Here is a 25,485-nt window from a genome sequence, read left to right on the forward strand (position 1 = left end):
TCGGTGAGCGACGCGCCGCCGACGGGCAGCGGGGCGCCGCCGCCGGGCCGGGCGCAGCGGCGGCGGCGCGGACGCGGCCCCTACGTCGCGTCGGCGGCCGTGATCGCGCTCGTCGCGGGCGGCGCGGCCGTCGTGCTCGCGACGCGGGACGGCGGCACCCCGGCCACGGCGAACACGAGCCCGGTCACGACCGCGCCGATCACGCGCGGCGACGTGATCGACACCGAGTCGGTGGACGGGAACCTGACCTACAGCGGATCGCGCGACATCCCCGCGCCCGGCCAGGGCACCGTCACCTGGGCGCCGAGCGAGGGCTCGGTCGTCACGCGGGGGCACACGCTGCTGCGGGTGGACAACAAGCCGCTGATCCTGCTGTACGGGTCGATGCCGTCCTACCGGACGCTGCGCGAGGGCGTGGACGACGGCAAGGACGTCTACCAGCTCGAGAGCAACCTCCAGGCGCTCGGCTACGGCTCCGGCATGACCGTGGACAAGGAGTTCACGTCGGCCACGGCCGAGGCGGTCAAGGAGTGGCAGGACGACCTCGGCCTGCCCGAGACCGGCGAGGTGGAGGCCGGGCAGATCGTGTTCCAGCCCGGCGCCGTCCGGGTCGGCGACGTCCAGGCCGAGAAGGGCGAACGGGTGGCGCCCGGCGGGAAGGCCATGACGATCACCGGGACGCGGCCGATCGTCCACATCCCGCTGGACACGTCCAAGCAGGATCTGGCGCGCAAGGGCGCGCGGGTGACGGTCGAGATGCCCGGCGGCAAGCGGGTCCCGGGCCGGATCTCGTCCGTCGGGAAGGTCGCGAAGGCGGGGAGCGAGCGGGACAGCAACCCGACCATCGACGTCTACGTGACGCTGACCGGCGCGGCGACGGGCGGGCTCGACCAGGCGCCCGTCAGCGTCGAGCTGGAGAGCGACCGCGCGTCCGGCGTCCTGTCGGTGCCGGTCGAGGCGCTGCTCGGGCTCCGCGAGGGCGGCTTCGGCGTCGAGGTGGTCGACGGCGCGGCCAAGCGGATCGTCCCGGTCGAGACCGGCACGTACGGCGGCGGACGCGTGGAGATCACGGGCGAGGGCCTGCGCGAGGGCATGAAGGTCGAGGTGCCGCGCTCGTGAACATCGTGGAGCTGTCCGGGGTGACGAAGGTGTACCCGGGCGGGGTCGAGGCGCTGCGCGGCGTGGACCTCGTGGTGGAGGAGGGCGAGCTGACGGCGATCGTCGGGCCGTCGGGGTCGGGGAAGTCGACGCTGCTGCACCTCGTCGGGACGCTGGACCGCCCGTCCGGCGGGACGGTCAAGATCGCAGGCTATGACGTCGCCGCACTGTCGGACCGGGAGTTGTCGGCGCTGCGCGCTCGGCACATCGGGTTCGTGTTCCAGTCGTTCCATCTCGCCGACGGCGTGTCCGCGCTGGACAACGTCGCCGACGGCCTGCTGTACGGCGGCGTCACCCTGCGCCGTCGGCGGGAGCTGGCCCGGGCGGCGCTGGAACGGGTCGGGCTCGGGCACCGCGTCGAGCACCGTCCGAACGAGCTGTCGGGCGGCGAGCGGCAGCGGGTCGCGGTGGCGCGGGCCGTCGCGGGCTCCCCGTCGCTGCTGCTCGCCGACGAGCCGACCGGCAACCTCGACAGCGCGGCGGGGGCGGAGGTGCTCGGCGTCCTGCGCGAGCTGCACGCGTCCGGGACGACCATCGCGATCATCACGCACGATCTGGAGATCGCGCAGTGGGCGCCGCGCCAGGTCCGCGTCCGCGACGGCCGGATCGTCGGGGACGGCGGCCCCGGCACGGGCCGCACGGTCGGCGCGTTCACCGGCGCGGGGGTGCCGCAGTGACGGCCCTGGCGAAACTGTCCCCGGCCCGGCTCGCGCCGCGCGACGTCGTGCGGACCGGGATGTCGGGCCTGCGGTCGCGGCCGACGCGGGTCGTGCTGTCGGCGCTCGGCATCGCGATCGGCATCGCGACGATGGTCGCGGTCATCGGCATCTCCTCGTCCAGCCGGGAGCAGCTGCTGGACCAGCTCGACCGGCTCGGCACGAACATGCTAACGGTCGAGCCGGGCCAGACGATGTTCGGCGACTCGGCGAAGCTGCCGCTGAAGTCGGTGGAGATGACCCGCCGGATCGGGCCGGTGCTGACGGTGTCGGCGACCGGGAGCGTGGACGCGACCGTCCGCCGCAGCCCGCTCATCGACGCCGAGTCGACCGGGGGGCTCGCCGTCCAGGCGACGTCGCCGGAGCTGCTCGGGACGTTGGACGGGTCCGTCAAGTCCGGGACGTGGCTCAACGCCGCCACCGCGCGGTACCCGGCGGTCGTCCTCGGTTCCGAGGCGGTCAAGCGGCTCGGCGTCGACAGCGTCGGCGCGCAGGTGTGGATCGGCGGCCGGTGGTTCACGGTCGTCGGAGTGCTGAACCCGCTGCCGCTCGCGCCCGAGATCGACCGGTCCGTCCTGGTCGGCTGGGACGCGGCGCGCCACTACCTCGACTTCGACGCCCACCCCACCAAGCTCTACGAGCGGTCCACCGACGCGTCGGTGGAGGCCGTCCGGGACGTCCTCGCGCGCACGGTGAACCCGCGCAACCCCGAGGAGGTGAACGTGAGCCGCCCGTCCGACGCGCTGGCGGCAAAGGCGGCGGCGGGCAGCGCGTTCACGAACCTGCTGCTCGGCCTCGGCGCGGTCGCGCTGCTGGTGGGGGGAGTGGGCGTGGCGAACACGATGGTGATCTCGGTGCTGGAACGGCGCCGCGAGATCGGCCTGCGCCGCTCCCTCGGCGCGACGCGCGGCCAGGTGCGCACGCAGTTCCTCACCGAATCGCTGCTGCTGTCGGCGCTCGGCGGCATGGCGGGCGCGGTGCTCGGCGGCGTGGCGACGGTGGCGTTCGCGTCCTACCGGGGCTGGCCGCCGGTCGTCCCGGTGTGGTCCTTCGCGGGCGCGGTGGGCGCGACGCTCGTCATCGGGACGATCGCGGGCCTCTACCCGGCGGTCCGGGCGGCGCGGCTCTCCCCGACCGTCGCCCTCACGACGGCGTGACCGGGTGTGGCCCACCCACGGGGATGGGTGGGCCACGGCGTGCTACTCGGTCGCGGGTTCGGCCACCCGGTTCTCCAGGCGGAGCTGTTCTTCCGCGGTCTGCTCCACCCGGTTCATCGCCGTCCGCAGGAGCGGCGGGGCCATCACCGAGGTGACCACGGCGACGAGGACGATGATGGTGTAGGTCGCGGTGTCGAGGACGCCGAGGCGCAGGCCGACGCTCGCGACGATCACCTCGATCACGCCGCGCGCGTTCATGCCCGCGCCGAGCGCCAGGGCCTCCCAGCGGTTGAGGCGGCTGAGCCGGGCGCCGAGGTAGGCCCCGGCGAACTTGCCGACGATCGCGACGACGAGGATCAGCGCCCCGGCCAGCGCGATCTTCGGGTGGCGCAGCGCGCCGAGGTCGATGCGGAGCCCGGCCGTCGCGAAGAAGATCGGCGCGAGGCAGCCGAGGACGACCGTCCGCAGGGACGCGGTGCGCGCCCGCGCGAACCGGCCGGTGCCCGCGATGAGCAGGCCGCACAGGAACGCGCCGAACACGGCCTCCAGCTTGAGCGCCTGCGTCGCGGCGCCGGCGAGCAGGATCATGGCGGCGGCGACCGCGATCGTGCGCTCGGGGGAGTCGCCGGCGGTCCGCAGGACGAGCCGGGCCAGCGGACGCCCGACGAGCACGGCGATGAGGAGCACGAGCAGGAGCCGGCTCACCGCGAGCACCGCGTCGTGCCCGGCCGAGCTGCCCGCCGCCATCGCGGACACCACCGACAGCATGACCCAGCCGAACGCGTCGTCCACGGTGCCGGCGGTGAGGGTGAGCTGCCCGATGTTGCGGTGCAGCAGGTTCATGTCCATCAGCGTCTTGGCGATGACCGGCAGCGCGCTGACGCACATCGCCACGCCGAGGAACAGCGCGAACACGTCGGTGTCGGCCCCGGCGCGGATGCCGCCGAGCAGGTCCGGCAGGACGTACCCGAGCCCGACCCCGGCGACGAACGGGATCACGAGCCCGGCGACGCTGATCCGCACGGCCGTGACGCCGCGGCGCCGGATGAGCCCGAGGTCCATCTCGATCCCGGTGAGGCCGACCAGCAGGAGGACGCCGATCTGCCCGACGGCGTCCAGCAGATGGGCCTGGCTCGGGTCGGCCGGGAAGAGCCAGTGCGCGGCGTCCGGGGCGACGCGGCCGAACAGGGTCGGGCCGACGAGGATCCCGGCGGTCAGTTCCCCGACGACCGGGGGGAGGCGGAAGCGTACGGCGAGGCGCCCGAGGGCGATCGCCAGGGTCAGCAGGACGCCGACCTGAAGGAGGAAGACCAGTAGGTGGTGGGCCTCGATCGGAGGCGCGGTGGCGGTCGCGAGCGGCATCGACGACTCCTGGGGGGAGTGCGCACCGAGTGACGGGCGCGCAGGAGGCCTCAGCGTAGGCACGCGGACCGCCGTCGGCGGAAGGGGCGATCCGCCCGGTGACACGATCCGGCCGCACCGGTCCACGACGACGGATGTGACACCGGCCGCACACCGTGCGCTTCCGGTGGGGAAGCTCGGACGTGCTGCCTTGTGTTGGGTGAGCGTTTCAGGACGCGAATTTATGTGCCATCGCATTTTGTGCCGTCAAACGGAGGGATATACATGTCGCGGGTGGAGCCCGGCCGGCCCGCCCGTGAACCCGAAACCGGGGCCGTCCCGCCGGTCCCGGCCCCGGACGACCGTCCGGCCTGCACGAGGAGCCCCATGACCGAGATCGCGATCGACCTCAACGACACCGCCGCCGTCAACGCCCTCTTCGACGAGATCGCGTCGCCCGCCGAGCTGCGCGGCATCCTGGACGCTCCCGGCGCGGATGAGGGCACGATCAACGGGTTCGTCGGCGTCATCGGCGCCGAGCGGCTCCTGGACCGCGTGTTCGACCTCATGGCCGGGCACTTCGTCGCGGCGCGCGCGGGCAACGAGAGCGGCGTCGTGCAGTGGAACGTGCGCGTCGACGGGACCGAGCACGTCTACCACGTGGTCGTGGAGAACGGCACGGCCACGCGGCACAGCGGCCCGGCCGACAAGCCGCGCGTCACGCTCACCCTCACCGCCGCCGACCTGCTGCGACTGTGCGCGGGCAAGCTCTCCGGCGTCCAGGCCGTGATGAGCGGCAAGATCAAGCTGGCCGGCGACATGATGTGGGGCGCCAAGCTCCCCGGCTGGTTCAACATCTGATCGGCCGGGTGCCCGGGTCCGTCCGCCGCCGGGTGCGGACGGGCCCGTCGGACCCGCCGAACAGGGCGGACACCCCGTATCTTCCATGCATCCATGGCCCACGCACAGGTGGGGTATGGCCGCCGATGTGCCTAGGATGAGTGTCGTCAACGGCGACGCCGACCTAGATCAGAAGCGGGTATGGACAGCTACCGAATCGACGATCTCGCGCGCATGGCCGACACGACCGTCCGGAACGTGCGCGCGTTCCAGGAGCGCGGCCTGCTCCCCCCGCCGCGCATGAAGGGCCGCACGGGCTACTACGACGACTCGCACCTCGCGCGCATCCGCGTCATCGGGAACCTCCAGGAGCGGGGCTTCACGCTCGCGAGCATCGGGGAGATGCTGTCGGCCTGGGAGAGCGGCCACAACCTCGCGGACGTGCTGGGCGTCGAGCGCGTGCTGACCGAGCCCTGGTCGGGGGAGGAGCCGGAGTACCTGAGCATCTCCGAGGTCGTCGAGATCTTCATGCCCGGCCTCGTGGAGGAGGACTTCGCGGGCAAGTCGCCCGAGTTCTTCCCGATGCTCGCCCGCGCCGAGGAACTCGGCTTCATCCGCTGGGCGGGCGACCGCTTCGAGGTGCCGAGCCCGCGGCTGTTCCGCGTCGGGGTGGAACTGCACGCCGCCGGCGTCTCGCTGACGAGCATCTACGACATCGCCGAGGACCTGCGCGCGGACTGCGCCACGATCGCGGACCGGTTCGTCGCCCTCGCCGTCAAACAGGCCGACCTGGAGGACCCGTCGCAGCTCGCCGCCCGCGAGGACCTGCCGGAGATCGCCAGGCTCATCGCCCGGCTCCGGCCGCTCGGGATGGAGGCCATCCAGGGGATGCTCGCCCAGGAGCTGCACGCGCGGATCCAGGCGGCGTTCAGCGACCGGATCGAGATGTTCCTCGACCTTCTGCCCAAGGAGGTCCCGTTGACTCCGAAGGATCCCGGGTCGTCCTGACGCAGTCGTCCCGACCCGGGGGCGCCGCGCGTCAGCAGGTGCCGGGGGAGCCGCCCTTCGTTCGCGGGGCGGCGGTGGCGGTGCCGGTCACGGGAGCTCCCTTGGCGGTCGGTGCGTCGGTGGACCCTTCACGCCCTCATCGGCATGTCGCCGGGGAGCGTTACACCCTCGTTTTTGGACCGTGCCGTCGATCTGTGGCACATGAGAATCCGGTTCATGTTCCGACGGCCCACGTGGTGGCCGTGCCGTGGGCTCCGCGGGACGTGGCCCTGCGGCACGCGATGTGAACGCTGCGTCTCAGTTGAACTTCGTTCAGTGAGAATATGGCGTTTCGTCGGCTTACTATCGGAGACTGTGAGACGGAAGCACTCACTGAGTGAGTGGTTCACTCATGGGGGCTCTTGACAAGCCCCCGTCCGTGGTTTCACTGTATGGTCCATAAATCTATGGAACATAGATTGGCGGTGCTGCGTGGTGATCGGAACTCAGGAGCTGGAGGGCGTCCGGTCCGCCGACCATGCCGTCTCCGGGGCCGGCGCGCCCGGCGACGGCCCGGCGACGCTGCTCGCCGAGGTGGCGCCGGTGATCAGCCGGGAGGCCGCCGAGGCGATCCGCCGTGAGCTGTCGGTGTACGCGTCCGAGGACCTCGAGCACGGGCTCGAACTGGCGATCGCCATCGGCATCGGCCACTTCGTCGACTCCCTCACCCGTCCCGGCCTGGACGACGAAGCCGTCCTCGGGTTCTTCACCCGCGTCGGCGCCGACGAGACCCGCGCCGGACGGAGCCTGCTGACGCTCCAGAGCGCCGTGAACATCGCCGCGCGGGTGCTCGTCCGGCACCTGACCCGCGTCCTCGCGCCCTGGGACCTGATCTCCACCGCGTCGTACGGACGGGTGATCGAGGAGGTCTTCCCGTTCGTCAACCGCATCATGGCCGCGGCGGCGCAGGGCCGTGCGGAGGCGCGCGGCGGCGACGAGGCCGACGACCTGGACCGCGCGCGCCGCGCGCTGGTCGGCGTCCTGCTCGGCGACACCGAGCCCGCCGCCGACGACCTGGCCCGGCTCGCCCGGCAGGCGCAGTGGCACCTGCCCCGCACGGTCGCGGTCGTGGTGCTGTCCGGCGACGACGAGGACCAGCGCCGTCCGTGGGGCCTCGCGCCCGACGTGCTGGAGGGCCTGTACCTGACCGAGCCGTGCCTGATCGTCCCGGACCCCGACGGCCCCGGCCGCGCCGCGCAGCTCGCCTCCGCCCTGGCGGGCCGCGCCGCCGCCGTCGGCCCGACCGTGACGGTCACCCGGGCGGCCCGCTCGCTGGCCTGGGCGCGCCGCACCCTCGCGCTCGCGGGCGAGGGCCGGCTCCCCGGCGCCGGCCTGGTCCGCGCGACCGACCACATGCCCGCCCTGGTGATCCTCCAGGACCCCGAGCTGGTCACGCACATCGCGGCCCGCCGCCTGGCCCCGCTGCACGAACTGCGCCCCGGCAAGCGCCACGCCTACGCCGAGACGCTCCAGGCGATGATGGAGCACAGCTTCAACGCCCAGGCCGCCGCCGAACGCCTGCACGTCCACCCGCAGACGATCCGCACCCGCCTGCGCCGCCTGGACGAACTCTTCCAGGGCTCCTACCACGACCCCGACCTGCACCTGGAGTTCCTGATCGTCCTGCGCGCCTGGCTCGACGCCGCCACCCCCGACACCGACCCCGACTGGTTCACCTCACCCCCCGCCCCCACCCGCCGCCGCTGAACCCACCCGACGATGCGCCCCGAGGCTCGCCTCCGTCCGGGACGCGTGGGCTGAGGGTTCAGGGGCGGGTGGAGAGGGTCAGGGTGGACGGGCCGAGGGTGTACGTGCCGCCGAGGAGGTTCGGGAGGTCGGCCAGCGGGACCAGGTGCGGGAAGTCGGCGGTCGCGACGCGGAGGCGCAGGCGGTGGCCTGCGGGGACGGTCGCGAACGTCGGGCGCACCTCGATGTCGTAGCGGGTCATCTCGCCGGGGTTCACGGGACGGCGGGAGGCCTTGGTCAGCACGTGGTAGGGGCTGAGCCAGTCGCCATCGCCGGACGGCCAGGAGCGCGTGCGGTCCAGGGCGCGCAGAGAGCCCAGTTGCGCGCCGCCGGAGAGGTCGGTGGAGCGGCCGTCGGGGGCCACGTCTTCCAGGGTCAGGGCGAACAAGGCTTCGGGACGGGTGGACGACGCCCGCAGCGTCACGCCGATCGGGCCGGCCAGCTTCAGGGGACGGGTTAGCGGGTCGGTGCTGTAGGTGCGTTCGCCGTCGCCCGCGGTGGGTTTGCGTTGCGGGCCGGTGCAGACGCCGGGCATCCCGATTCCTTCGAGGAGCTGGGAGAGCAGGCCCGCCGCGAACTGGTCGGTGGAGCGCGTGCAGGGGTCCGACAGCGGGGTGTACTTGATCGTGTCGCGTGGGCCGGAGCCGGGGGCGTTCGACGTCAGGCGTCCGCCGGGCTGGAGGGACAGGCGCTGGAGGCGGGCGTTGGAGAGCGGGTAGGCGGCGGTGGAGTACTTGGTGCCGTCCGGCTCGACGACGTGCAGGGGCGTGCGGGTGTCGGTGATGCCGTTGTCGCGTCCCTTGAGCCAGTGGTCGAACCACTGGAGCTGCAGCGCGGACAGGTCGTAACCGCCGCCCATCCCGCCGTGCGTCCACGGCCCGGTGAGGAGCTGGTACTTGGACGACACCGGCTGGCCGGGCTTCATCGGCGCCGTCACCGGACGTCCCGCCGCCGCGTTCTGCAGCCCGCTGTACAGCTGCGGCTCCCCGCGCTGGAACACGTCGTACAGACCGCCCACGAGGTAGACCGCGACGCCGTTCGCCACGATCCGCGACAGCAGACGATCGGGCGCGCGTTCCTTCCACCACGCGTCGAAGTAGCGCCGGGACCCGTTGGTGAGCATGTCCCGCGCCATCGTCAGCTCGAACGGCCCGGCCTGCACGAGGTGCTGGTAGGCGAGCGTCAGCGCGGTCGCGGGGTCGAGCGGCAGCTCCAGGAACGGCGTCAGCGTGCGCGTCACCCCGTACCCGAACACCAGGCCGAGCGGCGACAAGACGTTCAGCGCGCCGCCGCTCGTGAACAGGTCGCGGTACGGGTCGGCGGTCGCGGCCATCGGGAAGATCGCCTTGAGCGGCGAGTTCGGCCCGACCTCGGCGGCGGTGAAAAGCTGGTCGATCGCCACGTAGGACAGCCCGAGCATCCCCACCTTGCCGTCGCTGCCGGGCAGCCGCGCCGCCCACCGGACGACCTGCGCGCCCGCCCTGGCCTCCGCCGGGCTGAACAAATCGAACTTGCCCTCGGACCCGCCGGTGCCGGGGACGTCCACGACCGCCGCGATGTAGCCGTGCTTGACGAGGTCCGGGTTGAACCCGCCCGTGCCCGCGCCGCCCGCCAGCGCGGACGGCGTCTTCCCGTACGGCGTGAACCCGATGATCACCGGGAACCGTCCGGCGACGGGCTTGCCGGTGGCCGGGTCGGCGGGGGAGTGGACGTCGGCGCGCAGGGTCGTCCCGTCGTGCAGCCTGATCGTCAGGTTGCGCCGCACGCTGATCCCGTACTCGCCCGGCGCGGCGGCGCGGGCGGGCGCCGGGCCGGCGGTGGCGAGCAGGAGGACGGCGGCGATGAGGACGGCGAGTCTGCTGCGCATGTCGCGGCTCCCTGGAAGTCAGCGCCGCGAGATTAACAGACATCAATGTTCCTTCGAAAGCGCCCGTACGAGGCCCGGCACCGGCGCGTACTCGCTCCGGCGGCTCGTCCGCAGGCCCTGCGCGACCAGCCCCTCCACGAGCTTGGTCGCGGCGGCGACCCCGTCCACCACCGGGACGCCGAGTTCGGCCGACACCGCCGCCGCGAGTTCCGCCATGCCCGCGCAGCCGAGGACGAGGACGTCCGAGCCGTCCGCCGCCAGCGCCGCCGCGCACGCGTCCAGGACGGCGTCGTACGAGCCGGACACGTCCAGCACCGGCACGTCGCACGCGCGGACGCCTCGGCACGCGTCCGCGCACCCGTACCGCCGCACCAATTCCTCCGTCCGGCCGATCATGCGGGGGAGCGTCGTCACCACGCTGAACCCGCGGCCGAGCAGCGTCGCGGTGTGCAGCGCGGCCTCGGCGATCCCGACGACCGGGCCGGACGCGACCTCGCGCGCCGCGTCCAGCCCGGGGTCGCCGAAGCACGCGAGAACGAACCCGTCCGCGTCCGGCGCCGCCGCGACCTCCGCCAGCACACCCGGGACGGCGAGCGCCGCGTCGTGGTGGCTCTCCACCGCCGCCGGTCCCGTCGCGGGTTCGACGGCCGTGACCACCGTCCCGGGCGCCGCGACCGCCCGCGCCGCGCGCCCGGCGGCCTCGGTCATCGCCCGCGTGGTGTTCGGGTTGACCAGCGTGATCCGGATCATGCGCCGATCATCGGCCGCCGCCGCTCCAGCACGGCCAGCGCGACGAACCCGAGGCCGCAGCCGATGAACCAGGAGTAGTCGGAGATCCAGGTGACGTCGAACGTCGTGACGTCCAGGTCGAGCAGCGCCTTCGGGACGAGCACCGCGACGATCGCCGGAACTCCGCCCGCGATCAGCGCCCATACCGCGTTCGGGTTGTAGCCGTTGCGGAACCAGTACCGCCCGGACGGTTCCAGCGTGAACATGTCGTCCACGACGACCTGCTGCCGTCCCGCGACGTAATAGCCCGCGATAAGTGCGCCGAACAGCGGGCCGATGAGCGCGCCGAGCAGATCCAGCGTGTAATGGATCGCGGTCGGGTTGGAATACCAGTTCCACGGCGTGAGCAGCACCGAGCCGACCGCCGCGATCATTCCGCCGGTCCGCCAGGAGATCTTCTGCGGGCTGACGTTGGAGAAGTCGAACGCCGGCGAGATGAAGTTCGCGACGATGTTGATGCCGACGGTCGCGATGACGAACGTGAGCCCGCCGAGCAGGATCGCGAACGTCGTGTCGATCTTCTCGACCGTCTGGATCGGGTCGGTGATCAGCTCCCCGAACACCGGCACGGTCGCGGACGCCGTGACGACCGTCAGAATCGAGAAGAACAGGAAGTTCACCGGCAGGCCGAGCAGGTTCCCGCGCTTCACCGCGTCGAACGACTTCCCGTACCGCGAGAAGTCGCCGAAATTGAGCATCGGCCCCGAGAAATAGGAGACGACCAGCGCGACCGCGCTGAGCATCGTCGTGATCGAGTGCGTGACGTCCAGGTGCTTGCCCTGCGACAGGTTGAAGCTGATGTTCCCCCAGCCCGCCTTGGACACGAGGTAGACGGCGAGCACGATCATCACCAGGTAGACGGCGGGCCCGGCCCAGTCGATGAACCGTTTGATGGCCTCCATGCCCTTCCAGAAGACCGCCGCCTGCGCCACCCACAGAACGGCGTAGGCGATATAGCCGAGCGCGGGAAGCCCGAGGAACGTGTGCTCGTTCCAGCTCGCCGTGGACGGCCAGAACTTCAGGAAGATGATGATGAGCGACTGCGACGCCAGATAGGTCTGGACGCCGTACCACGCGATCGCGATGAGCCCCCGGATCACCGCCGGGACGTTCGCGCCGCGCACCCCGAAAACGGCCCGGTTGATGACGGGGAACGGCACCCCGGCGACCTGGCTCGGCTTCGCGACCAGATTGCAGAAGAACTGCACGATGACGATGCCCGCGAGCAGCGCGACGAGCACCTGCCAGCTCGCGAGACCGAGCGCGAACAGGCTGCCCGCGGTGACGTAGCCGCCGACGCTGTGCACGTCGGACATCCAGAAGGCGAAGATGTTGTAGGCGGACCAGTTCTGCTCGCGCAGTGGAGCGAGATCCTCGTTGGTCAGCCGCGGGTCGTAGACGGGTTCCGGCGGCCGGACGGCCTCGGTGGCCGATGCGCTGTCGGGCATGGCGATTCCTTGCGTGCGAGCCGGTGCCGTTAAGTGATCGCTTAACGGATAGGGTGAACCTATGCCTGCACAGGCGGCCCGAAATTTCGGCGATGTAAAACCCGTGTGACGGAGCCCGGAACCCCCGCATGACCGCTGAACCGGATCTGACCGCGCTGGACGCGGCGGCGCTCGGCGCGCGCCTGCGCGAACTGCGCGAGCGTTCCGGCCGCTCACTGCGCTCGGTGGCGCGCGACCTCGGGATCTCGCCGAGCGCGGTGTCGCAGATCGAGCGCGGCACGATGCGCCCGTCCGTCGGCCGCCTCATCAGCTACGTCACGGTGCTCGGCGTCCCGCTCGCGGAGGTCTTCGACCCGGTGGCCCCGCCCGCCGCCGCGCCGCCGCACCGGTTCGCGGTCCGCCGCTCCTTCGAGGTCGCCCCGCTGCGCCTCGCGGGCGGCGTGACGTTCCGGCGGCTGTCGCCCGTCCCGACGCCGGGCGTCGAGTTCTTCGAGTCGACCTATCCGCCGGGCGCGCGGGCGAACGTCCACGGCGAGCTGCTGCGGCACGAGGGCTACGAGGTCGGGACGGTCACCGCGGGCGAACTGACCATCGAGTTCGAGACGGAGTTCGTCGCGCTCGGCCCCGGCGACTCGATCACGTTCCCGTGCGACCGTCCGCACCTGATCGGGAACCGGTCCGCCACGGCGACCGCCGTCGCGACCTGGCTGATCGTCCACCCCTGATCAGCGGATGACCACCCGGTCGGCCTTGGCGCCGTCGTCCTGCGTCCAGCCGTCGTGGCCCGCGTGCGACGTCCAGCGCCGTCCGTCGAACCGCACCTCGCGCAGCCCGAACGCCTTGGCGTGCGTCACCGCCCACGCCGCGACCGCCCAGCCGGAGCGGCGCGTCCCGACCTTCACCGCGTCCGCCGCCGGGGCGGGCGAGCCCTGCGCGGCCGTCAGCACCCGCAGCCGGCTGCCGAACGTGCGGCGCAGCTCGCGGATCGCGTCCGCGCGCCGCTCGGGGACCTCCCGGTTCGGCGGGTACCAGCACCGGACGGCGGCCAGCTCGCGTCCGGTGAAGCCCGCCGCGAGCAGTTTGCCCAGGTCCTCGTGCTGGGCGTAGGCGGTGCCGTCCGCGCTGCGCTGCACCTCCTGCGCCGCGTCGTGCAGGTCCAGGTCGAGGTAGTCCTTCACCTTCACGAGCGCGTCGAAGAACTTGCTCGTGGACTGGACGGGGTCGCGCAGCTTCTCCGGGCTGCCCCACCCCTGCGACGGACGCTGCTGGAACATGCCCACCGAGTCGCGGTCGCCGCCCGCGAGGTTCGTCAGCCGCGACTCCTGGTACGCCGTCGCGTACGCGATCACCGCGGCGCGCTCGGGGAGCTGCTTGCGGAACGCGACGCCCGCGATCGTCGCGGCGTTCGCGGCCTGGTCGACGTCCAGCGTCTGGTTGCCGAGGGACGTGTGGACCTCGCAGCTCGTCCCGTGCAGGTACGGCCGCAACCGCTGGAAACCCACGTACGCGCCGACGCCGAGCACGAGCACGACGGCGAGACCCACGGCGGGCCACCGCCAGCGCCGGAACCGCCCCTCCGATGCAGCCACGCGACGACCGTACCGGGATCGGGCCACCACTAAGCTCAGGGGTCATGACCGAAACGTTCACCAGCCCGATCGCGTCCGTCATCGACGAGCTGTGGGAGAAGCGCGCCGGCCTCACGCCCGACGACGCCGACGCGCGCGCCGCCGTGGTCGTCGCCGTCGACCAGATCGACAGCGGGGAGGCGCGGGTCGCCCACGTCGACGCGTCCGACGAGGTCGTCGTGGACGAGCGGGCCAAGCGCGCGATCCTGCTGAGCTTCAAGGTGCTCGGGATGGTGCAGGCGCAGGTCGGCGACTTCCGCTACCACGACCGCATCCCGCTGAAGACGCGGCTGGACGGCGTCCGCGTGGTGCCCGGCGCCATCGCCCGCTGGGGCTCCTACCTCGCGCCCGGCGTCGTGCTGATGCCGTCGTTCACCAACATCGGGGCCTATGTCGACTCCGGGACGATGGTGGACACCTGGGCCACGGTCGGGTCGTGCGCGCAGATTGGGAAGAACGTCCACCTTTCCGGTGGTGTGGGGATCGGCGGCGTGCTGGAGCCCCCGAACGCCAAGCCCGTCGTCATCGGGGACGAGGCCATGATCGGCAGCCGCTCGATGATCGTCGAGGGCGCGCGGGTCGGGGTCGGCGCGGTGATCGGCTCGGGGACGAACCTGTCGGCGTCCATGCCCGTCATCGACGTCGAGACGGGCGAGGAGATCAGCCGGGGCCGCGTCCCGGACTGGTGCGTCGCCGTCGGCGGCACCCGCATCAAGGAGTTCGCGGGCGGGTCGTTCGGGCTGCCCGCCGTGCTCGTCCTCAAGCGCCTCGACCCGGGGCAGCGGCACGACAAGGCCGCGCTGAACGGGATCCTGCGCGACCACGGTCTCGACACCTGACCTGGCGGGACGGGGCGGCGCGGCCCCGTCCCGTTACCCTTGCCGTCCATGGGCCTCGATCTCAGCTCGGACGCCGCCGCCCTGACGGCCGCGCTCGTGGACGTCGAATCCGTCAGCGGCGCCGAAGGGCACCTCGCCGACCTGGTGGAGACGGCGCTGCGCGCGCTGCCGCACCTCACCGTGGACCGGGACGGCGACACGATCGTCGCCCGGACGTCCCTCGGCCGCGCGGAGCGGATCGTCCTCGCCGGGCACCTGGACACCGTGCCGGTGAACGCGAACCTGCCGTCCCGCGTCGAGGGCACCCGGCTGTACGGGTGCGGGACGTCGGACATGAAGAGCGGCGTCGCCGTCCAGCTCCGGCTGGCGGCGGAGCTGACCGCGCCGTCGCGCGACCTCACGTACGTGTTCTACGAGTGCGAAGAGGTCGAGGCGGAGCGCAACGGGCTGCTGCGGCTCGCCGCGCGGCGTCCCGACCTGCTCGCCGGGGACTTCGCCGTCCTGCTGGAGCCGACCGGCGGGCTCATCGAGGGCGGCTGCCAGGGGACGATGCGCGTCGAGGTCGCCGCGACCGGCGCCCGCGCGCACAGCGCCCGCGCCTGGATGGGGTCCAACGCGATCCACGCGGCGGGCGGGATCCTGGACGTGCTGCGCGCGTACTCGCCGTCGCGTCCCGTGGTGGACGGGCTGGAGTACCGCGAGGGCCTGAACGCGGTGTTCGTGCGCGGCGGCGTCGCGGGCAACGTCATTCCGGACGAATGCGTCGTCACCGTGAACTACCGGTTCGCGCCCGACAAGTCCGTGGCGGACGCCGAGGCGCATCTGCGGTCCGTCTTCGCCGGGTACGCCGTGACGGTCGTGGACGCCGCGCCCGCCGCCCGTCCCGGCCTCACCCACCCGGCCGCCGCCGCGTTCGTCGCCGCCAGCGGCGCGGAGGTCCGCGCCAAGCTCGGCTGGACGGACGTCGCGCGCTTCGCGTCCCTGGGCGTCCCCGCCGTGAACTACGGGCCCGGCGAACCGACGCTCGCCCACACGCGCGAGGAATCCGTCGAGATCCCGCTGATCGGGGAATGCGAACGTCGCCTGCTCGCCTGGCTGGCGTGACGGCGGATTCACCGTTACGCCCCGTCCGGTCCGGCTACGGTGATCTCATGGCATCTGAGACCGAGCCCGGGACGCGCCGGCAGGGACCCGCGACGCTGCGGGGCCGCGCCGTCCCGCAGACCACCACCGACCAGCGGCTCCTGGACAGCCGCGGCCCCTCGGACTGGCTGCACGCCGACCCGTGGCGCGTGCTGCGCATCCAGGCCGAGTTCGTGGAGGGCTTCGGGCTCCTCGCCGAGCTGCCGAAGGCGGTCAGCGTGTTCGGCAGCGCCCGGATCCGTCCCGGTTCGCCGGAGTACGACCTCGCCGTCGAGATCGGCGCGCGGCTGCACCGCGCGGGCTACGCCGTGATCACCGGCGGCGGCCCGGGGATCATGGAGGCCGCGAACAAGGGCTGCGACGAGGACGGCGGGCTGTCGGTCGGGCTCGGGATCGAGCTGCCGTTCGAGCAGAAGCTCAACGACCACATCGACGTGGGCCTGGAGTTCCGCTACTTCTTCGTGCGGAAGACGATGTTCGTCAAGTACTCGCAGGCGTTCATCGTGCTGCCCGGCGGCTTCGGCACCCTGGACGAACTCTTCGAGGCCGTCACGCTCGTCCAGACGGGCAAGATCACGCGCTTCCCGATCGTCCTGGTCGGCCGCGAGTTCTGGCAGCCCCTGGTCGACTGGATCAACGGAACCCTCCTGACCCGCGGCCTGGTCTCGGTGGACGACCCTAAACTCCTGCACCTCACCGACACCCCCGAGGAAGCCGTCCAGATCGTCGTAGACGCCCACGCCAAGGCCGAACAGGCCATGATCGAAGCCCGCGCCCAAGCCGAGACCGCCGCCGAAGAGAGCTCCTGACCGACGCAATTCGCGGAAGCAAGGCCGCCCCGCCGTCTGCCCGGTGAACCGCATCCGCTCCTCCAAGACCGGGCTCCTACCGGCGGACCCCTTCTAGATTCGCCCGCACGAGTTTGGTGAGCGGATGGTCGCTGCCCAGCGCCCGCTCGCAGTCGTTCAGGGCGGCCTCGCACAGCGAGATCGCCCGTCCCGAGTCCCCCGCCATCCGGTAGGCGGCGGCGAGGTTGTTGCGGGAGAGCAGGGTGCAAGGGTGGTCGCCGCCCAGTACCCGCTCGCAGTCGGCCAAGTTCGCCTCGTGCAGCGTGGTCGCCCGGCGCAGGTCCCCTGCTTCCTGGTAGGCGCGGGCGAGGTTGTTACGGGAGGTCAAAGTTTCGGCGTAGTTACCTCCCAGCACCCGCTCATAATCTGCCAGGGTGGCCTCGTGTAGCGCGATCGCCCTGCGCAGATCTCCCGCGTCCTGGTACGCGTTCGCGAGGTTGTTGCGGGAGAGCAGGGTGTGGCGGTGGTCGTCGCCCAGCACTCGTTCACGGTCGGCCAGAGTCGTTTCGTGCAGCGCGATCGCCCGGTCCAGGTCTCCCGCGTCCTGGTACGCGTTCGCGAGGTTGTTGCGGGCGATGAGAGTGTCGGGGTGGTCGCTGCCCAGCACTCGTTCACGGTCGGCCAGAGTCGTTTCGTGCAGCGGAATCGCCCGGTCCAGCTCTCCCGCCTCCTGGTAGGCGAGGGCGAGGTTGTTGCCGGAGATCAGCGTGTCCGGGTGGTCGAGGCCATGCAGGCGCTGATCGCTGATGAAGGCGCGTTCGAAGTAGCTGATGGCGCGTGCCAGCGCGCCTTGGACTTGCAGGAAAATGGCGGCGTGGTCGAGAAGTCGGCTGGTGGTGGGCGTGTCGCTGTCGGGTGTGGTGCGCTGTGTGAGGGCGTCTACGTGTGGGAGCAGTGTGCGCCAGGTGGGCCATCCGGCCAGGTCGTAGGGGTTGGTGGGGCGCGCCCGGCTGAGCAGGTCGGTGGCCGCGTGGCAGGCGGTGTGGATGTCGGCGGGTCGGCGGTGGGGGTCGCCGTTTTGTTCGGGCGTGCGGGGGTCGGGGGTGCGGGCGATGGCTTGGACCAGGCGGTGGACGGTGATCGTTTCGGTGTTGAGGGTGATCATGCTGTAGGCGGCCAGGTCGCCCAGCGCCGCAGCCAGCGTCGCGGGGTCGGCGAGCGGGGTGAGCAGGGTTCGGGGGATGTCTTGTGGTGCCCACCATGCAAGGACGCGCAGTAGTTCTCGCGCCAGTGGGGTGAGGTTGTCGAGGGTGAGGCGCCAGATCCGGGCGATGGTCTGTTCGGCGTCGCTGCCGCGCGCGGCCTGGTCGTAGATCAGCGCCGGGTCGGCGCGCAGCAGTTCCAGGTAGTCGTCTGGGGACAGCCGCGTCTGGCGGATGAAGGCGCCGGCCTGTTTGACCGCCAGTGGCAGGTACCCCAGTTCGGCGCACAGCGCGGCGGTCCCGGTGAGGTCGGCGTCGGCCCGGTCGGTGGTGACGATTTCGGTCAGGAGTTCGTGTGCTTCGGGTGGCCTCAGCACATCCAGTTCGATGAGCGCCGCACCCAGGTCGTGCCAGCCTTCGCGTAGGCGGCTGGTGATCAGGAACCGTCCGCGCGGGGCGCCGGTCACCAGCCCGGCCACGTCGGCGGGGTGGGCGACGTTGTCCAGCACCACCAGCCAGCCCGTGTGGGTGGCCAGCCAGCGCCGCGCCCACGCCGCCCGGTCTTCCACCGGGACTGCCACGGGGGTGGTGCGGGTCATGTCCGGGACCAGCATTCCCGCCAGTCCGGCCAGGCCCTCGGTGAGGTTCGCCGGGGTGTCGGCGGTGATCCACCAGGTAAGGGTGTGCTCGGCGGCATGGCGGTGCGCCCAGTGCGCGGCCAGCGTGCTCTTGCCCACCCCGCCCAACCCGTGCACCGCCTGCACCACCGCACCGCCCGGACCCCGCAACGCCGAATCCAGCTCGGCCAGCTTCCCGCCCCGCCTTACGAACAGCCCCGTATACGAGGAAAGCTGCGGCGGCGCCCACGGCGGTGGGTCGACCTCTTCGGCGCGGGGCAGCGGAACCGCCTGATACACATCGCCCACGTGCGTGGGCGAGCCGATCACATCTCCTCCGGCGGCGATCGCCCCGGCACCGGCCGCCTCCACCCGCCAGCTCGGCAGCCCTGCGTCCTCGCTGGCAGCCTCCCGGTCGGGGGGACGGCGGTTCCTGCGCCAGATCACGGCGCCGCCGGGTCGTCCCGGGTGACTTCGGTGCGCGAATCGGCCACATCACCACCGGCCGCGATCGCCCCCGGCCCCGACGCGTAGACCCCCGGACCCGGTCGCGGGGCCGCTTGCGGGCTGTCTGAGGGCGGGTGTGTCACCCTGGTCGAAGACCCGGTCACCGAGCCGCCCGCACTGATCGCACCGTCGCCGGACGCCACCACCCGCCCGACCGGGCGAGCCGGCTCCGGCTCCGGTGTGGCCCGGTAGGTCAGCCAGCCCAGCAGACCACCACCCACCACCACGAACGCCACCGACGCCGCCAGCCACGCCAACCCCCACCGCTGCGTCAGCATCCCCGTGGCCACATTCACCACCGCGCCGACGCCGACCCCCGCCGCAGCCGCCCACGCCTGCCCCCGCCGACCGCCCATCACGCCTCCCCGCAACGCAGAAGACCGGCGGCGCACCCGCCTTACACCAATCGTCCCGCGGCACTCCGCAACCCATCGCCCCTTTGCCGCACCCGGCCACAAAGTCCCGCATCTGCCGACAACGAACGCAGACCCTGCGTCCCGACGAGCGAGATCACCTGTGTCATCGCCGTTGACGCCGACCGGGTCTTTGGCCTGCTGGAGTCCGCTGTCTGGCTTCGCCGCCCGGCGGCCTGCGGCTCGTCCGTGTCGGTGTCCGGTCAGTGGGGAGCGGCGTCTGGGCGGCGGCGGGCGGTGATCAGCCAGGCGCGGGAATCGAACCAGACGCCGTCGCCGGTGTCGTGTGCCTTGAGGGTCGCGCGGAGTCGGTCGTGGGCGCGTTCGTCCAGGTCCTGCGCCGCCCACAGGTGGCGGACGGCGGCTTGCGCGCGCTCGGCGTCGGGGCCGTAGCAGACGGGTTCGTGCAGGTCGGCGACGTCCAGTGTGTCGAAGCCCGCCGCGTTGAGGACGCCTGTTGCGACGTTCGGGTCGGCTAGAGAGAAGGCGGGTGACGGTCGTCCGCCGAACAGGGCCGTGTGCCATTCTTGGCGGTCGCCAGGCTGCCAGACCAGTTGTACGAAACGTGCGTTCGGACGCAATGCGCGTCCGATGTTGGTGAACGCGGCGACCGGGTCGCGGAAGAACATCGTGCCGAACCGGCTGACGGCCAGGGTGAAATGTCCGGGCTTGAAGGCGTGGGTCTGCGCGTCGGCCTGCACGAAGGCGACGTTGTCGAGACCTTCGGCAAGGTGACGTGCCTGAGCCAGCATCGGCGCGGAGACGTCTACGCCGAGCGCGGTGCCCGGTGACGCCGCGCGGGCCGCGTCGCGGGTGGTCAGGCCGGTGCCGCAGCCGATGTCGAGGACATGGTCGCCGGGTTGGACGTGCAGTGCGTCCTGGAGGCGCGCGTGGTAGTGGACGAGTTCGGCGTCATAGTCGAACACGGCGCACGTTCTCTCGCGTGTGGCGCAGCAGGGCCGGTACGAAGGCGTCCCACACCGGTTCGGGGACGTCGTGTCCCGCGCCTTCCAGCACCAGCAGCTCCGCGCTGGGGATCGCGTCGCGCAGCGCCTCGCCGTGCGGCAGCGGCAGGAACGGGTCGCGGTCGCCGTGGACGACGAGCGTCGGCGCCGCGATGTCGCCGAAGCCGCCGCGCGACGGGCCTTCGACGTCGATGGCGTAGTGGTTGACCAGCGTGGACGCGTAGTTCCGCGCTCGCGCCACGTCGCGTTCGGCCAGGTCCCGCGTCGCCGCCGCGTCGAAGTGCGGGGAGCCGCCTGCGTACGCCTCGGCGCCTGCGACGACGTATTCGATCACGGCGGACGCGTCGGAAAGGTCCGGCTCGTCCGGCATCTTCAGGTCGCCGGACGGCGGTGGAAGGTCGTCCGCGCCGGTCGAGGCCGACACGAACGTCAACGACGCGACCCGGTCGGGATGGTCCACGCCGAGGATGAGCCCGATCCCGCCGAACATCGACTGGCACACCAGATGAGCGCGTTCGATGCCCAGCGCGTCCTGGATGCCGAGCGTGTCGAGCGCCAGGTCGGTGAACGAGTACTTGGGCGCGCTCGGCGGATAGGCGGTCGAGCGGCCGGTATCGCGGTGGTCGTAGCGGACGACGTACCGTCCACCCGCCGCGATGCGTTCGCACAACCGGGCGTCCCACCACAGCATCGAGGCGGACGATCCGGCGACGAGCAGGACTGCCGGGTCCGTCCGCTCCCCGAACGTCTCGACGCATAGTTCGGCGCCGTCGACGGCGATCTGCATACAACTCTCCATCGGTCGTGGTCCCGGCTCACGCTAGGGGCGGCGAGTCCATCGTGAACAGCGATGATTTGCGATCACCTCGATCGCCAACAACGATCACTAGGCTGAGGCGCGTGAAGGACGTCGAGCTGCGCCACCTCGCCGCGATGGTCGCGATCGCCGAAGAGGGCTCGTTCGGACGCGCGGCCGTCCGCCTCGGCTACACCCAGTCGACGGTCAGCCAGCAGATCGCCGCACTGGAACGCGCCCTCGGCGGCCCGGTGTTCGACCGGCCGGGCGGTCCGCGCCCGGTGCGGCTCACGCCGCTCGGCTCGGTGGTCCTCGACCGGGGCCGTACCCTGCTGGCGGACGCGGACGCACTGGCCCGCGCCGTGGAGCGCTTCCGGGCAGGCGACGGCCGGATCGACATCGGCACGTTCCAGAGCGTGTCGACCGTCATCCTCCCGTCGATCGTGCGCCGCCTGCGCGCCGAGCACCCCGGCTGCGACATCAGGCTGTCCGAAGAGGAACCCGAACAGCCGCAGATCGGTGACCTGGACCTTCTGTTCTACGACGGCCCTATCGACGGCGACGTCGAGTCCCGCAAGCTCCTGGACGACCCGTACCTCCTGGTGGCGGCCAAAGGAACGTTCCCCGACGGCCCGGTAACGCTGTCCCGCCTCGACGGCGTCCCGATGGTGGCGTGGCCGCTGACGTGCGACCAGCCCGAGATGGAACAGGCGCTCGCCCGGGGCGGCGCCCGGCCGCAGGTCGTGTTCCGCTCGGCGATCAACGACACGCTGCTGTCGATGGTGCGCGCGGGCCTCGGATCGGCCGTGCTGCCCTGGCTCGCGATCCGCGGCGCCGACGTGGCCTCCGACGACAGGCTGCGCGTCCACGAACTACGGCCGTCCCCGCCGCCTCGGGAGATCTACCTGCACTGGCCCGCCGGCCGCACCCGATCCCCGCTCGCCGCCCACGCCGTCGAGATCGCCGTCCAGGTCGCGGCCGAACTCGCGCCGCCGGTGACGGACTAGCCCTCGGCGGGAGCCGGAGCGGCCCAGCTCGCCAGGAGGTGGAGGGCGTCGGCGCTGGAGGAGCCGGGCGTCGCGGTGTAGACGGTGAGGTTGAGGCCGTGGTCGTTCGATAGCGCGATGGATTCGTAGTCGAGGGTCAGGTCGCCGACGGCCGGGTGGTGGAACGACTTGGTGCCCGTGTGATGGATGCGGACGTTGTGCTGCGCCCACCGCGTGCGGAACGCGTCGCTGCGCGTGGACAGTTCGCCGATGAGGTCGGTGAGGTTGCGGTCGTAGGGGTCGCGTCCGGCTTCGGTGCGCAGGAGCGCGACGGTGATGTCGGCCGCGGTTTCCCAGTCGGTGTAGAAATCGGCGGCGGCCGGGTCCAGGAACTGGAAGCGGGCGACGTTCGGCGTGCCGGCGCTCTGGAAGATGGGCGCGTACATCGCGCGGCCCAGGCGGTTGGCGGCCAGGAGGTCCATGCGGCCGTTGCGGATCATCGCCGGGGCGTCGACCAACGCGTCGATCAGCCGCTGGAGGCCGGGACGGACCTTCGGCGCGGGCTTGCGGCGCGGACGGGCCGGGGTGTTCGCGGTGCGGGCGAGGTCGAACAGGTGTGAGCGCTCGGCGTCGTCCAGGTGCAGGGCGCGGGCGACGGCGTCCAGGACGGACTCGGACGCGCCCGCCAGCCTGCCCCGCTCCAGCTGCGTGTAGTAGTCGATCGACACCCCGGCGAGCAGCGCGACCTCCTCGCGGCGCAGGCCGGGGACGCGCCGGTTCGTCCCGTAGACGGGCAGCCCGGCCTGCTGCGGGGTGATCCTGGCCCGGCGGGAGGTCAGGAACTCGCGGATGTCGTCCCGGTTATCCATGTCGTCCAGGCTACGAGGCGGCGCGCCGGGCGAGGGGGGTGCTGTCAACCCCTGGAACGGCGGACTCTCCCCGGGGCCGGGCCGCACGGGTTGCATGGACCGCGTCCCGTACGGAAGGAGACCCATGCGTGGAGTAGTGCTGACCGGACCCGGCGACGTCCGCGTCGAGGAGCGCCCGGACCCGGAGATCGTCGAGCCGACCGACGCGATCCTCCGCGTCACGGCGGCGTGCGTGTGCGGCTCGGACCTGTGGCCGTACCGGGGTGTCGACAAGAGCGCGGGCCCGGCGCCGATGGGCCACGAGTACGTCGGCGTGGTCGAGGAGACCGGCGCGGACGTGCGGACCGTGAAGCCCGGGGACTTCGTCGTCGGCTCGTTCTTCGCGTCGGACAACACCTGCGAGATCTGCCGGGCCGGCTACCAGTCCCGCTGCGTCCACGCCGTGCCGATCGGGGCGATCGGTACGCAGGCGGAATATGCGCGGATCCCGCTGGCCGACGGGACGCTGGTCGCCACGCCCGGGCCGCCGGACGCGGACCTCGTGCCGTCGCTGCTGACCGCGTCCGACGTGCTCGGCACCGGCTGGTTCGCCGCCGTCGCCGCCGCCGCGGGACCCGGCCGGACGGTCGCGGTCGTCGGGGACGGCGCGGTCGGGCTGCTCGGCGTCCTCGCCGCGCGGGAGCTGGGCGCGGAACGGATCGTGGTGTTCAGCCGCCATGCCGACCGGCGCAGGCTGGCCGTCGAGTTCGGCGCGACCGACGTCATCGCCGACCGCGGCGACGCCGGCGTCGCCGCGCTCAAGGACCTGCTCGGCGGGCTCGGCGCGCACGGCGTGATCGAGGCGGTCGGCACGCAGGAGTCGATGATGCAGGCGATCCGCGCGACGCGGCCCGGCGGGCATGTCGGGTATGTCGGGGTGGCGCACGACGTGGAGATCCCGGGGAACGAGCTGTTCTTCTCGGCCGTCCACCTGCACGGCGGCCCCGCGCCCGTCCGCCGCTTCCTGCCGGAGCTGATCGACCTGATCTGGAACCGGCGGATCGACCCGGGCAGGGTGTTCGACCTCGCCCTGCCGCTGGAGGACGCCGCCGAGGCGTACCGGGCGATGGACGAGCGCCGCGCCGTCAAGTCCCTCCTGCGCCCGTGACGGGACGGCATGATGGGGCGTATGCCGTCGGTCGACCTTGATGAGCAGAAGGCCCTGGACGTCGCGCTCGGCGGGCTCGTCCTCCGCGAGCTGAGCGAGGACGACGGCGTCGCGCACCTGACGATCGAGATCGGGCGGTCCGGGCTGCCGTGCGTCACCGTGACGTCCGGCACCCGGCCGCTCATGCTGCCGTCCGACGAGCTGCTGGAGGCCGCCTGCCGGCTGGCCGACGCGCACGAGCGCGCCGGGACCGGCCTGACGGGCGCGGCCTACCGGTTCGAGAAGCAGCCCTCCGGCCGGTGGTCGATGGCCGGGGACTTCACCTACGCGGGCTAGCCCGCCGCGCCGGGGCCGGGCAGCAGGTCGACGTCGCCCGCGTGCATCGGCGCCCCGCAGTGCGGGCAGCGCAGGTCCACGGCAGTGATCTCGCCGCACGCGCGGTGCCGGTAGAGCACGGGCGGCCCCGCCTCGCCCGCCAGCCATCTGTCACCCCACCGCGTCATCACCATGAGCAGGTCGACCAGCTCGGTGCCCTTCTCCGTCAGGTGGTACTCGTAGCGCGGGCGCGCGTCGTACGGACGGCGTTCCAGCACGCCCTGGCCGACGAGGTGCGCGAGCCGTTCGGTCAGCACCTTGCGGGAGATCCCGAGATCGGCCTGGAGCTGGTCGAACCGGTTCATCCCGACCCAGACGTCGCGCAGGATCAGCGGCGACCACGGCTCGCCGATCACGTCGAGCGTCCGCGCGATGGAGCAGGCCATCGCCCCGAAGTTCGTGCGTTGCATGGAACCAGCCTAACCCTTGGGGTTCCCTTAGGGAACTCATCTCTGCTACGGTCACGGAGTCTCTTCAAGGAACTCAAAGGAGGACGGGATGAGCAAGGTCATGGCCGCGCACGCGGTCTCGGTCGACGGCTACATCACCGGCCGCGACGCCGGTCCGGGCCGCGGGCTCGGCGACGCCGGGACGCTGTTCGACTGGTACTTCGACGGCGACGCCGCCAGCGGCGTGTTCGACGGCTTCCGGCTGAGCGCGCCGAGCGCGCGGGTCTTCGACGCCCTCGCCGGACGCGTCGGCGCGGTCGTCGCGGGCCGCGCCACCTACGAGGACTCCGACGGGTTCGGCGGCGGAAGTCCCCATCCGGGCGCGGAGCTGGTCGTGCTCAGCCACGAACCGGTGCCCGGCGTGTCCGAGCGTCAGACGCTCGTCACGACCGGCATCCGGGACGCGATCGCCGTCGCCCGCAAGCTCGCCGGGGGCAAGGACGTCGGCCTGATGGGCGGCGTCGTCGCGACCGAGGCGCTGGCGGAAGGGCTGGTGGACGAGGTCGTCCTGCACCAGGTGCCCGTCCTGCTCGGCGGAGGCCGCCCGTTCTTCCGGGAACTGCCCGCGCACGTCCGCCTGCGGCTGATCGAGGCCGTCCCGGCGCCCGGCGTCACCCACCTGCACTACGCCGTAGAGAACTAAGGAGAAGGA

General features: G+C 72.2%; 25 protein-coding genes. 14 read left to right on the forward strand and 11 right to left on the reverse strand.

The window, feature by feature from the left end; translation table 11 throughout:
* Window positions 1-3 precede the first annotated feature (3 nt).
* From GQ466_RS31250 to GQ466_RS03420, 3 genes are read left to right on the forward strand one after another with little or no spacing between them, the layout of a single operon-like run.
* Window positions 4-1,119, forward strand: coding sequence for a peptidoglycan-binding protein (locus GQ466_RS31250; RefSeq protein WP_161101280.1), 1,116 nt, complete (start codon window positions 4-6; stop codon window positions 1,117-1,119).
* Window positions 1,116-1,835 carry an ATP-binding cassette domain-containing protein gene (locus tag GQ466_RS03415; protein ID WP_161101281.1) on the forward strand — a complete coding sequence of 240 codons (720 nt, stop codon included), beginning with the start codon at window positions 1,116-1,118 and terminating at the stop codon, window positions 1,833-1,835. Before GQ466_RS31250 ends, GQ466_RS03415 begins: the two co-directional genes overlap by 4 nt.
* 59 nt (window positions 1,836-1,894) lie before the next feature.
* Window positions 1,895-3,031, forward strand: coding sequence for an ABC transporter permease (locus GQ466_RS03420; protein ID WP_161102376.1), 1,137 nt, complete (start codon window positions 1,895-1,897; stop codon window positions 3,029-3,031).
* A 42-nt stretch (window positions 3,032-3,073) separates the two neighbouring features.
* Here the strand turns inward: GQ466_RS03420 and GQ466_RS03425 are convergent, their stop codons facing one another.
* On the reverse strand, window positions 3,074-4,393 hold the full coding sequence (locus tag GQ466_RS03425; protein WP_161101282.1) for a cation:proton antiporter: 1,320 nt from the start codon (window positions 4,391-4,393) through the stop codon (window positions 3,074-3,076).
* A 366-nt stretch (window positions 4,394-4,759) separates the two neighbouring features.
* On the opposite strand from GQ466_RS03425, the gene GQ466_RS03430 reads away from it, so the two are divergent.
* From GQ466_RS03430 to GQ466_RS03440, 3 genes are all read left to right on the forward strand, one after another.
* Window positions 4,760-5,233: an SCP2 sterol-binding domain-containing protein gene (locus GQ466_RS03430; RefSeq protein WP_161101283.1), complete on the forward strand. Its 474-nt coding sequence runs from the start codon at window positions 4,760-4,762 to the stop codon at window positions 5,231-5,233.
* A gap of 180 nt (window positions 5,234-5,413) precedes the next feature.
* Window positions 5,414-6,220, forward strand: a complete 807-nt coding sequence (locus GQ466_RS03435) for a MerR family transcriptional regulator (protein WP_161101284.1) — start codon at window positions 5,414-5,416, stop codon at window positions 6,218-6,220.
* Between the two features lie 474 nt (window positions 6,221-6,694).
* On the forward strand, window positions 6,695-7,966 hold the full coding sequence (locus GQ466_RS03440; RefSeq protein ID WP_337193301.1) for a PucR family transcriptional regulator: 1,272 nt from the start codon (window positions 6,695-6,697) through the stop codon (window positions 7,964-7,966).
* A 58-nt stretch (window positions 7,967-8,024) separates the two neighbouring features.
* Here GQ466_RS03440 and GQ466_RS03445 read toward each other — a convergent pair whose 3' ends face one another.
* The 3 genes from GQ466_RS03445 to GQ466_RS03455 are packed head-to-tail and all read right to left on the reverse strand — an operon-like array spanning window position 8,025 to window position 12,109.
* A complete protein-coding gene (locus GQ466_RS03445; protein WP_161101285.1) occupies window positions 8,025-9,872 on the reverse strand; it encodes a CocE/NonD family hydrolase in 1,848 nt (615 codons plus the stop codon).
* A 42-nt stretch (window positions 9,873-9,914) separates the two neighbouring features.
* Window positions 9,915-10,622: an aspartate/glutamate racemase family protein gene (locus tag GQ466_RS03450; protein WP_161101286.1), complete on the reverse strand. Its 708-nt coding sequence runs from the start codon at window positions 10,620-10,622 to the stop codon at window positions 9,915-9,917.
* Window positions 10,619-12,109 carry an NCS1 family nucleobase:cation symporter-1 gene (locus GQ466_RS03455; RefSeq protein WP_161101287.1) on the reverse strand — a complete coding sequence of 497 codons (1,491 nt, stop codon included), beginning with the start codon at window positions 12,107-12,109 and terminating at the stop codon, window positions 10,619-10,621. The genes GQ466_RS03450 and GQ466_RS03455 overlap by 4 nt, the downstream gene beginning before the upstream one ends.
* Before the next feature lie 128 nt (window positions 12,110-12,237).
* On the opposite strand from GQ466_RS03455, the gene GQ466_RS03460 reads away from it, so the two are divergent.
* Window positions 12,238-12,834, forward strand: coding sequence for a helix-turn-helix domain-containing protein (locus GQ466_RS03460; RefSeq protein ID WP_161101288.1), 597 nt, complete (start codon window positions 12,238-12,240; stop codon window positions 12,832-12,834).
* Here GQ466_RS03460 and GQ466_RS03465 read toward each other — a convergent pair whose 3' ends face one another.
* A complete protein-coding gene (locus tag GQ466_RS03465) occupies window positions 12,835-13,698 on the reverse strand; it encodes a hypothetical protein (protein WP_337193302.1) in 864 nt (287 codons plus the stop codon).
* A gap of 44 nt (window positions 13,699-13,742) precedes the next feature.
* Here GQ466_RS03465 and GQ466_RS03470 point away from each other — a divergent pair, with 44 nt between their 5' ends.
* Genes GQ466_RS03470 through GQ466_RS03480 form a run of 3 tightly spaced genes read left to right on the forward strand, consistent with a single transcriptional unit; the run spans window position 13,743 to window position 16,528 of the window.
* Entirely contained in the window at window positions 13,743-14,576 is an 834-nt protein-coding gene (locus GQ466_RS03470) for a 2,3,4,5-tetrahydropyridine-2,6-dicarboxylate N-succinyltransferase (RefSeq protein WP_161101289.1), read from the forward strand.
* A 48-nt stretch (window positions 14,577-14,624) separates the two neighbouring features.
* The gene (gene dapE, locus GQ466_RS03475; protein WP_161101290.1) at window positions 14,625-15,680 is read left to right on the forward strand and encodes a succinyl-diaminopimelate desuccinylase; all 1,056 of its coding nucleotides are present in this window, start codon (window positions 14,625-14,627) and stop codon (window positions 15,678-15,680) included.
* Between the two features lie 47 nt (window positions 15,681-15,727).
* Window positions 15,728-16,528 carry an LOG family protein gene (locus GQ466_RS03480; protein ID WP_161101291.1) on the forward strand — a complete coding sequence of 267 codons (801 nt, stop codon included), beginning with the start codon at window positions 15,728-15,730 and terminating at the stop codon, window positions 16,526-16,528.
* A gap of 76 nt (window positions 16,529-16,604) precedes the next feature.
* On the opposite strand, the gene GQ466_RS03485 is transcribed toward GQ466_RS03480, so the two are convergent.
* From GQ466_RS03485 to GQ466_RS03500, 4 genes are all read right to left on the reverse strand, one after another.
* Window positions 16,605-18,773: a tetratricopeptide repeat protein gene (locus tag GQ466_RS03485; RefSeq protein ID WP_161101292.1), complete on the reverse strand. Its 2,169-nt coding sequence runs from the start codon at window positions 18,771-18,773 to the stop codon at window positions 16,605-16,607.
* Entirely contained in the window at window positions 18,770-19,189 is a 420-nt protein-coding gene (locus tag GQ466_RS03490; protein WP_161101293.1) for a hypothetical protein, read from the reverse strand. The genes GQ466_RS03485 and GQ466_RS03490 overlap by 4 nt, the downstream gene beginning before the upstream one ends.
* A gap of 260 nt (window positions 19,190-19,449) precedes the next feature.
* Window positions 19,450-20,172: a methyltransferase domain-containing protein gene (locus GQ466_RS03495; RefSeq protein WP_161101294.1), complete on the reverse strand. Its 723-nt coding sequence runs from the start codon at window positions 20,170-20,172 to the stop codon at window positions 19,450-19,452.
* On the reverse strand, window positions 20,159-20,998 hold the full coding sequence (locus tag GQ466_RS03500) for an alpha/beta fold hydrolase (RefSeq protein ID WP_237417585.1): 840 nt from the start codon (window positions 20,996-20,998) through the stop codon (window positions 20,159-20,161). The genes GQ466_RS03495 and GQ466_RS03500 overlap by 14 nt, the downstream gene beginning before the upstream one ends.
* A gap of 113 nt (window positions 20,999-21,111) precedes the next feature.
* Between GQ466_RS03500 and GQ466_RS03505 the strand changes: the two genes are divergently transcribed.
* Window positions 21,112-22,014: a LysR substrate-binding domain-containing protein gene (locus tag GQ466_RS03505; protein WP_161101296.1), complete on the forward strand. Its 903-nt coding sequence runs from the start codon at window positions 21,112-21,114 to the stop codon at window positions 22,012-22,014.
* Here the strand turns inward: GQ466_RS03505 and GQ466_RS03510 are convergent.
* Window positions 22,011-22,862, reverse strand: a complete 852-nt coding sequence (locus GQ466_RS03510) for a helix-turn-helix transcriptional regulator (protein ID WP_161101297.1) — start codon at window positions 22,860-22,862, stop codon at window positions 22,011-22,013. The genes GQ466_RS03505 and GQ466_RS03510 overlap by 4 nt on opposite strands.
* 124 nt (window positions 22,863-22,986) lie before the next feature.
* Between GQ466_RS03510 and GQ466_RS03515 the strand changes: the two genes are divergently transcribed.
* Window positions 22,987-24,009, forward strand: a complete 1,023-nt coding sequence (locus GQ466_RS03515; RefSeq protein WP_161101298.1) for a zinc-dependent alcohol dehydrogenase family protein — start codon at window positions 22,987-22,989, stop codon at window positions 24,007-24,009.
* 21 nt (window positions 24,010-24,030) lie between these two features.
* Window positions 24,031-24,345: a hypothetical protein gene (locus tag GQ466_RS03520; RefSeq protein ID WP_161101299.1), complete on the forward strand. Its 315-nt coding sequence runs from the start codon at window positions 24,031-24,033 to the stop codon at window positions 24,343-24,345.
* Here the strand turns inward: GQ466_RS03520 and GQ466_RS03525 are convergent.
* On the reverse strand, window positions 24,342-24,794 hold the full coding sequence (locus tag GQ466_RS03525; protein WP_161101300.1) for a winged helix-turn-helix transcriptional regulator: 453 nt from the start codon (window positions 24,792-24,794) through the stop codon (window positions 24,342-24,344). The genes GQ466_RS03520 and GQ466_RS03525 overlap by 4 nt on opposite strands.
* 88 nt (window positions 24,795-24,882) lie before the next feature.
* Between GQ466_RS03525 and GQ466_RS03530 the strand changes: the two genes are divergently transcribed.
* The gene (locus GQ466_RS03530) at window positions 24,883-25,476 is read left to right on the forward strand and encodes a dihydrofolate reductase family protein (protein WP_161101301.1); all 594 of its coding nucleotides are present in this window, start codon (window positions 24,883-24,885) and stop codon (window positions 25,474-25,476) included.
* The last annotated feature ends 9 nt before the right edge of the window (window positions 25,477-25,485 follow it).

Source organism: Actinomadura rayongensis, assembly GCF_009831215.1.
Lineage (GTDB): Bacteria > Actinomycetota > Actinomycetes > Streptosporangiales > Streptosporangiaceae > Spirillospora > Spirillospora rayongensis.

What these genes read in the sequence shown, in the direction of transcription:
- GQ466_RS03420 (WP_161102376.1), top strand. Translation starts at nt 1,895, where the DNA reads ATGTCGGGCCTGCGGTCGCGGCCGACGCGGGTCGTGCTGTCGGCGCTC.
- GQ466_RS03425 (WP_161101282.1), bottom strand. Translation starts at nt 4,393, where the DNA reads ATGCCGCTCGCGACCGCCACCGCGCCTCCGATCGAGGCCCACCACCTA.
- GQ466_RS03430 (WP_161101283.1), top strand. Translation starts at nt 4,760, where the DNA reads ATGACCGAGATCGCGATCGACCTCAACGACACCGCCGCCGTCAACGCC.
- GQ466_RS03435 (WP_161101284.1), top strand. Translation starts at nt 5,414, where the DNA reads ATGGACAGCTACCGAATCGACGATCTCGCGCGCATGGCCGACACGACC.
- GQ466_RS03445 (WP_161101285.1), bottom strand. Translation starts at nt 9,872, where the DNA reads ATGCGCAGCAGACTCGCCGTCCTCATCGCCGCCGTCCTCCTGCTCGCC.
- GQ466_RS03450 (WP_161101286.1), bottom strand. Translation starts at nt 10,622, where the DNA reads ATGATCCGGATCACGCTGGTCAACCCGAACACCACGCGGGCGATGACC.
- GQ466_RS03455 (WP_161101287.1), bottom strand. Translation starts at nt 12,109, where the DNA reads ATGCCCGACAGCGCATCGGCCACCGAGGCCGTCCGGCCGCCGGAACCC.
- GQ466_RS03460 (WP_161101288.1), top strand. Translation starts at nt 12,238, where the DNA reads ATGACCGCTGAACCGGATCTGACCGCGCTGGACGCGGCGGCGCTCGGC.
- GQ466_RS03470 (WP_161101289.1), top strand. Translation starts at nt 13,743, where the DNA reads ATGACCGAAACGTTCACCAGCCCGATCGCGTCCGTCATCGACGAGCTG.
- dapE (WP_161101290.1), top strand. Translation starts at nt 14,625, where the DNA reads ATGGGCCTCGATCTCAGCTCGGACGCCGCCGCCCTGACGGCCGCGCTC.
- GQ466_RS03480 (WP_161101291.1), top strand. Translation starts at nt 15,728, where the DNA reads ATGGCATCTGAGACCGAGCCCGGGACGCGCCGGCAGGGACCCGCGACG.
- GQ466_RS03490 (WP_161101293.1), bottom strand. Translation starts at nt 19,189, where the DNA reads ATGGGCGGTCGGCGGGGGCAGGCGTGGGCGGCTGCGGCGGGGGTCGGC.
- GQ466_RS03500 (WP_237417585.1), bottom strand. Translation starts at nt 20,998, where the DNA reads ATGCAGATCGCCGTCGACGGCGCCGAACTATGCGTCGAGACGTTCGGG.
- GQ466_RS03510 (WP_161101297.1), bottom strand. Translation starts at nt 22,862, where the DNA reads ATGGATAACCGGGACGACATCCGCGAGTTCCTGACCTCCCGCCGGGCC.
- GQ466_RS03515 (WP_161101298.1), top strand. Translation starts at nt 22,987, where the DNA reads ATGCGTGGAGTAGTGCTGACCGGACCCGGCGACGTCCGCGTCGAGGAG.
- GQ466_RS03520 (WP_161101299.1), top strand. Translation starts at nt 24,031, where the DNA reads ATGCCGTCGGTCGACCTTGATGAGCAGAAGGCCCTGGACGTCGCGCTC.
- GQ466_RS03525 (WP_161101300.1), bottom strand. Translation starts at nt 24,794, where the DNA reads ATGCAACGCACGAACTTCGGGGCGATGGCCTGCTCCATCGCGCGGACG.
- GQ466_RS03530 (WP_161101301.1), top strand. Translation starts at nt 24,883, where the DNA reads ATGAGCAAGGTCATGGCCGCGCACGCGGTCTCGGTCGACGGCTACATC.